Annotated in this window: 5 protein-coding genes and 1 other annotated feature; all 5 genes read right to left on the bottom strand. The window is 27.5% G+C overall.

Annotated features, from left to right (window positions below; all coding sequences use genetic code 11):
* Positions 1-223 precede the first annotated feature (223 nt).
* Positions 224-1,507 carry a serine--tRNA ligase gene (serS, locus tag KQI16_RS10780; protein ID WP_216434332.1) on the bottom strand — a complete coding sequence of 428 codons (1,284 nt, stop codon included), beginning with the start codon at positions 1,505-1,507 and terminating at the stop codon, positions 224-226.
* Between the two features lie 54 nt (positions 1,508-1,561).
* Positions 1,562-1,765: a binding site (T-box leader), on the bottom strand.
* An 88-nt stretch (positions 1,766-1,853) separates the two neighbouring features.
* Entirely contained in the window at positions 1,854-2,099 is a 246-nt protein-coding gene (locus KQI16_RS10775; protein WP_286173075.1) for a DUF1667 domain-containing protein, read from the bottom strand.
* Positions 2,092-3,504 carry an NAD(P)/FAD-dependent oxidoreductase gene (locus KQI16_RS10770; RefSeq protein ID WP_216434330.1) on the bottom strand — a complete coding sequence of 471 codons (1,413 nt, stop codon included), beginning with the start codon at positions 3,502-3,504 and terminating at the stop codon, positions 2,092-2,094. Before KQI16_RS10770 ends, KQI16_RS10775 begins: the two co-directional genes overlap by 8 nt.
* A gap of 18 nt (positions 3,505-3,522) precedes the next feature.
* The gene (locus KQI16_RS10765) at positions 3,523-4,029 is read right to left on the bottom strand and encodes a transcription repressor NadR (protein ID WP_216434328.1); all 507 of its coding nucleotides are present in this window, start codon (positions 4,027-4,029) and stop codon (positions 3,523-3,525) included.
* 14 nt (positions 4,030-4,043) lie between these two features.
* Positions 4,044-4,547, bottom strand: coding sequence for an HD domain-containing protein (locus KQI16_RS10760; RefSeq protein ID WP_216434326.1), 504 nt, complete (start codon positions 4,545-4,547; stop codon positions 4,044-4,046).
* Positions 4,548-4,765 lie beyond the last annotated feature (218 nt).

Here is a 4,765-nt window from a genome sequence, read left to right as displayed (position 1 = left end):
TATAATTGTATTCATGTGAATAGCCTCCTCTATGTTTTGATGTTATATTTGAACATTTCTATCATAACATATGAGGCTATTCTTTTTTATATTTTTTCCTACAATTATTTTACACTAAGTTTTGACAATTTATAATAGTTAACTACAAAATTCTCAATTTCAAAAATATAAAGGTTTCTATTTTTAGTAGAAACCTTTATATTTTTATATTTACTCTATATAATTATTTCTTTCTTATTTCATCTAAGTTCATATATGGTCTTAGTACTTCTGGAATTTCTATAGAACCATCTTCTCTTTGATAATTTTCTAATATTGCAGCAACTGCTCTTCCTACTGCAACCCCTGAACCATTTAATGTATGAACAAATTGTGGCTTATCCTTTGGATTATCCTTATACTTAATATTAGCTCTTCTTGCTTGGAATTCTTCAAAATTTGAACAGCTTGATATCTCAACATATCTATTATAACTTGGCATCCAAACTTCTAAATCATATTTTAAAGCAGCAGTAAAACCTAAATCCCCCTTACATATTCTAACTATTCTATATGGAAGTTTTAGTCCTTGTAATACTGATTCTGCATCTTTTACTAGTTTATCTAACTCTTCATAACTTTGTTCAGGCTTACAGAACTTAACTAATTCTACTTTATTAAATTGATGTTGTCTTATAAGTCCTCTAGTATCTCTTCCTGCAGATCCAGCTTCTGCTCTAAAACAAGCTGAATATGCAGCATGTTTTATTGGTAGTTCATCTCCCTTTAATATTTCATTTCTATACATATTAGTTACTGGAACTTCTGCAGTAGGAATTAAGAAGTATCCGTTATTTTCAACTTTAAATGCATCTTCTTCAAATTTAGGTAGTTGACCTGTACCAGTCATACTATCCCTATTTACCATATATGGAGGTAATACTTCTTCATATCCATTTTCTAAAGTATGTTTATCTAAGAAATAGCTGATAACTGCTCTTTCTAGTCTTGCTCCTAGCCCTTTATACATTGTAAATCTTGAGCCAGCTACCTTACCGCCTCTTTCAAAATCTAATATATCTAATTCTGTTCCTAAATCCCAGTGAGCCTTTGGTTCAAAATTAAAGTTAGGAACTTCTCCCCATTTCTTTATTTCAACATTATCTTCGTCGCTATTCCCCTCTGGTACTTGAGGGTTTGGTATATTAGGTATTCTTAATAATATATATTCTATTTTCTCATCTACTTCTGAAACTCTAACATCAAGTTCCTTAATTCTATCTCCAAGTTCTCTCATTTCAGCCATTATTCCCTGAACATCTTTTCCTTCTTTTTTTAATTTTGGAATTTCTGCTGAAACTTGATTTCTTTTACTTTTTAAATTTTCTACTTCAACTAATATTTTTCTTCTTTCCTCATCTAATGCTAATATTTCATCTATTGTTGATTCTTGAAAATCTTCTCCTCTATTTCTTAAGGCTCTTTTAATTTCATCTGGATTAGTTCTTATTCTTTTTAAATCTAACATCTTACTTTCTCCTCTCTCTAATTTATTTACAATAAAAAAAGAACCTTCTTCCCAAGAAGGGACGAAAGATTCCGCGTTGCCACCCTAATTAATAATATAAAAATATATTATTCACTCATTTAAATATAACGGTTTAAACCGTACTGCTCATCACAGTCCCTCCGAGGTGGATTCATAACATAATTATTATCATTTTACACCAAACAATGACTCTCTTTAAATAATTAATGTTACTACTAGTCTCTTCAACAGTTTACTATAAAATTATTAATTTTAATATATTATAATTTTAATCTTATGTCAATAATTACTATATTATCTTTTATTATTATCCTTTTTTACTTATTTATTCATCTAATATATCTTTTGTACATACTATATCTATTCCAGTATTCAATACATTTTTACATATTATATCCCCAACTCTTATCGGAAGGCTTACATATATTCTAGATATAACTTTTGAAAATTCCTTCCAAAGACTTACCTCAAGTTCCTTAGTACTTTTTACTGGAATAACCTTATGATTTGAACTTCCTTTTACTCTTACTATAGATGTAAAAATATCCTTTTTAATTATATTATTAGACATCTTTAAACTCCTTTATTCTACTTTTTAAAACTTTGGAATTTTTAGAATCATCAACAATTTCAGTTATATTCTTATCTAATTCTCTAGCTAATATATTTACAATTTTTTGATAGCAATGAGAGCCTTGACAGCTTCCAAAACCAGCTCCCGTTCTTCTCTTTACTCCTTCTACAGTTCTTGCTCCAAGAGGTCTTCTTATACAATCTACAATCTCACCTTCTGATATATGATTACATACACATATAATTTTTCCATATCTGCTGTCCAAAGCTATTATTTCATTAGCTTCTTTTTTTCCAAGTTCTCTAAACTTATATATTTCCCTTCTTTTATCTATGAAATTCTTGTTTAATGTACAATTTAAATTATTTGATATTGTATCACAAATCATTCTTGCTATAGCAGGTGCTATAGTTATTTTCCCATAATGCGTTCCTGTTATTCTAATATAGCCTCTATCAATTTCACTATCATCAATTAGCATAGAGTCTTTATTATAACTTTCCTTAAAAATATTATTTATATTTTTTATAGTTAAATTTGAAATAACTCTATTGGCATATTCCAAACTTTCTTCTAAAGTAGACTTTTTAGTTGTTTTTATTCCTATTAATGAGCCTGATGTAGTCATTGGAGCACTTATTACAAAGGAATCTTTATCGAAGGTTTCTATTACAATTTTATTCAATTTATTTTGGTAATTATCATCAACTAAAAGATAACTCATATTTTTAGATTTTTCTTGCTTATCTTCAAGTTCCTGTTCCTGAACTTTCCCATTTTCTTGTATAAAAATTTCATGAGGAATTGTATTTATAACTACCTTACAATTAAATTTATTTTTATTAGTTGTTACTCTAAATCCCCTGGCTAATTCCTGTATATTTAATACTTCTTCTTCTAGTCTAAAATTCACTCCATTATCTGAAGCAACCTCTGCATAAGCAATTGCTAAATCAAATGGAGCAACAATTGCGACATTTTCTGAGTATAAGCCTCTTTTTACATTTGATTTAATATTTGGTTCTATATCATGTATATCTTTATCGTCAAGTAAATAAACCCCTTCTATTCCCCTTCTTTTAGCTCTCTCATACATTTCTTCTAATTTTAATATTCCATTTTCATCACTTACAACCCTTAAGCATCCAATTTTTTTAAAAGGAACATTAAATCTTTCGCAGGTTTCCCTCATGATATTACTTCCTATATACTCTAATCCAGACATAACATCATCTGAAGTTTCTGAACCATCATATACTATTGCAGTATTAAAAAATGCTACATCATCAGCTACATCATAATCTCTCTCTATTAATGCTATATTAAAATTATATTTGGATAGTTCATAGGCAACTGCACATCCTATAATTCCACCACCTAATATCAAAATATCATAATCCATAATCAAGCCTCCTATAAACTATAATAAAATACCTTTATCCCTTAATTCCTCTTTTATTAAATTTATATCTTCTTCCGTTTCAGCTGATATTGTATGTAAATGTACTCCATCTGTTAAATTAGAAAGGGGTTTTGCACCTTTACTATTAAAATTATTTATAAATTTATTTAAATCATTTAAGTTTTTTATCATTAAACTAGCTCTTATTTCTCCATAAAGGGGATGGTCAATAATTACATCCTCCATTATTCCACCATATTTTATAACAGTTTCTATTTCATCCTTTGTTTCATTTCCTTTATGACTAACTGCAATAATCGCTTTATATCTTTTTGCAGATTTATTATACATATATCCATCAGGAGTTGCTATTATATCTCTGCCAGAAGCCCTTAAAATTGCAATATCTTTTACTATTACCTGCCTAGTTACAGAAAATCTTTCTGCTAATTCACTACCTTTAATAGCACTATTCTCATTTATTAATAATTTAAGGATCTCTTCTCTTCGTTCATTGGACTTCATAAAATCCCCCCTTACTAATTTTTATTATCACAATAATTAATAATTTGAAGAAGTTTATTATTTTTTATTTTGCTTTTATTATGATGATATCTTACAACTTCTAATATTTCTTTAGAATATCTTTGATTTTTTAACATATTATAACCAATTTCAGGATGATTATAATATATATTTATTTGTTTTATATTATGATATTTTTTTAATTTGCCTTTTGTAAGCTTATCTAATATTACTATTATAGACTTTTCTATTAAGCTTAAATGACAAGCCCCTTTGCCTATATCGTGTAACAAAGCAGCCTTACCTAATTTATATTCATTAACATCAATTAAATTTTCCTTCTTATAATATAAAGAATCTTTGCAAACCCTAATACAATGATGTTGTTCACTTTTCTTTAATTCCTTAAACATTACAATTTCTTCATCATTTAAATATTTCTTAATAAAAACATAGTCAACTTTTTTAAATAGGGATATAATTCCCCAAAAAAATTGCTTTACTCTATAGAAAGCCATATTAATCTCCCTTTTTATTACTATATAAAGATAATAACATTGTCTATTTTTTTAATCAAATATTTTAAAATAATAAAAAGGGGCTGTCGCACTAAGTGATTAGTGCGTAGCTCCTTTTTTATGTAAAAAAATAAATCCCGAACTTCGAGAAGTAAGGGATTTATGGTAAAATATTAGTATGATAAAACATAACATTTTACAAAAAAATTATACGCTTA

This window comes from Caproiciproducens sp. MSJ-32, from assembly GCF_018918055.1.
Classification (GTDB): Bacteria; Bacillota; Clostridia; order Clostridiales; family Clostridiaceae; genus Clostridium.
Note: the sequence above shows the minus strand (reverse complement) of the source record. Positions and strands in the feature narration are given on the sequence as shown.

Bases quoted from the DNA above. Each gene is read 5' to 3' on its own strand.
- KQI16_RS10765 (WP_216434328.1), bottom strand. From the start codon at position 4,029: ATGAAGTCCAATGAACGAAGAGAAGAGATCCTTAAATTATTAATAAAT.
- serS (WP_216434332.1), bottom strand. From the start codon at position 1,507: ATGTTAGATTTAAAAAGAATAAGAACTAATCCAGATGAAATTAAAAGA.
- KQI16_RS10775 (WP_286173075.1), bottom strand. From the start codon at position 2,099: ATGTCTAATAATATAATTAAAAAGGATATTTTTACATCTATAGTAAGA.
- KQI16_RS10760 (WP_216434326.1), bottom strand. From the start codon at position 4,547: ATGGCTTTCTATAGAGTAAAGCAATTTTTTTGGGGAATTATATCCCTA.
- KQI16_RS10770 (WP_216434330.1), bottom strand. From the start codon at position 3,504: ATGGATTATGATATTTTGATATTAGGTGGTGGAATTATAGGATGTGCA.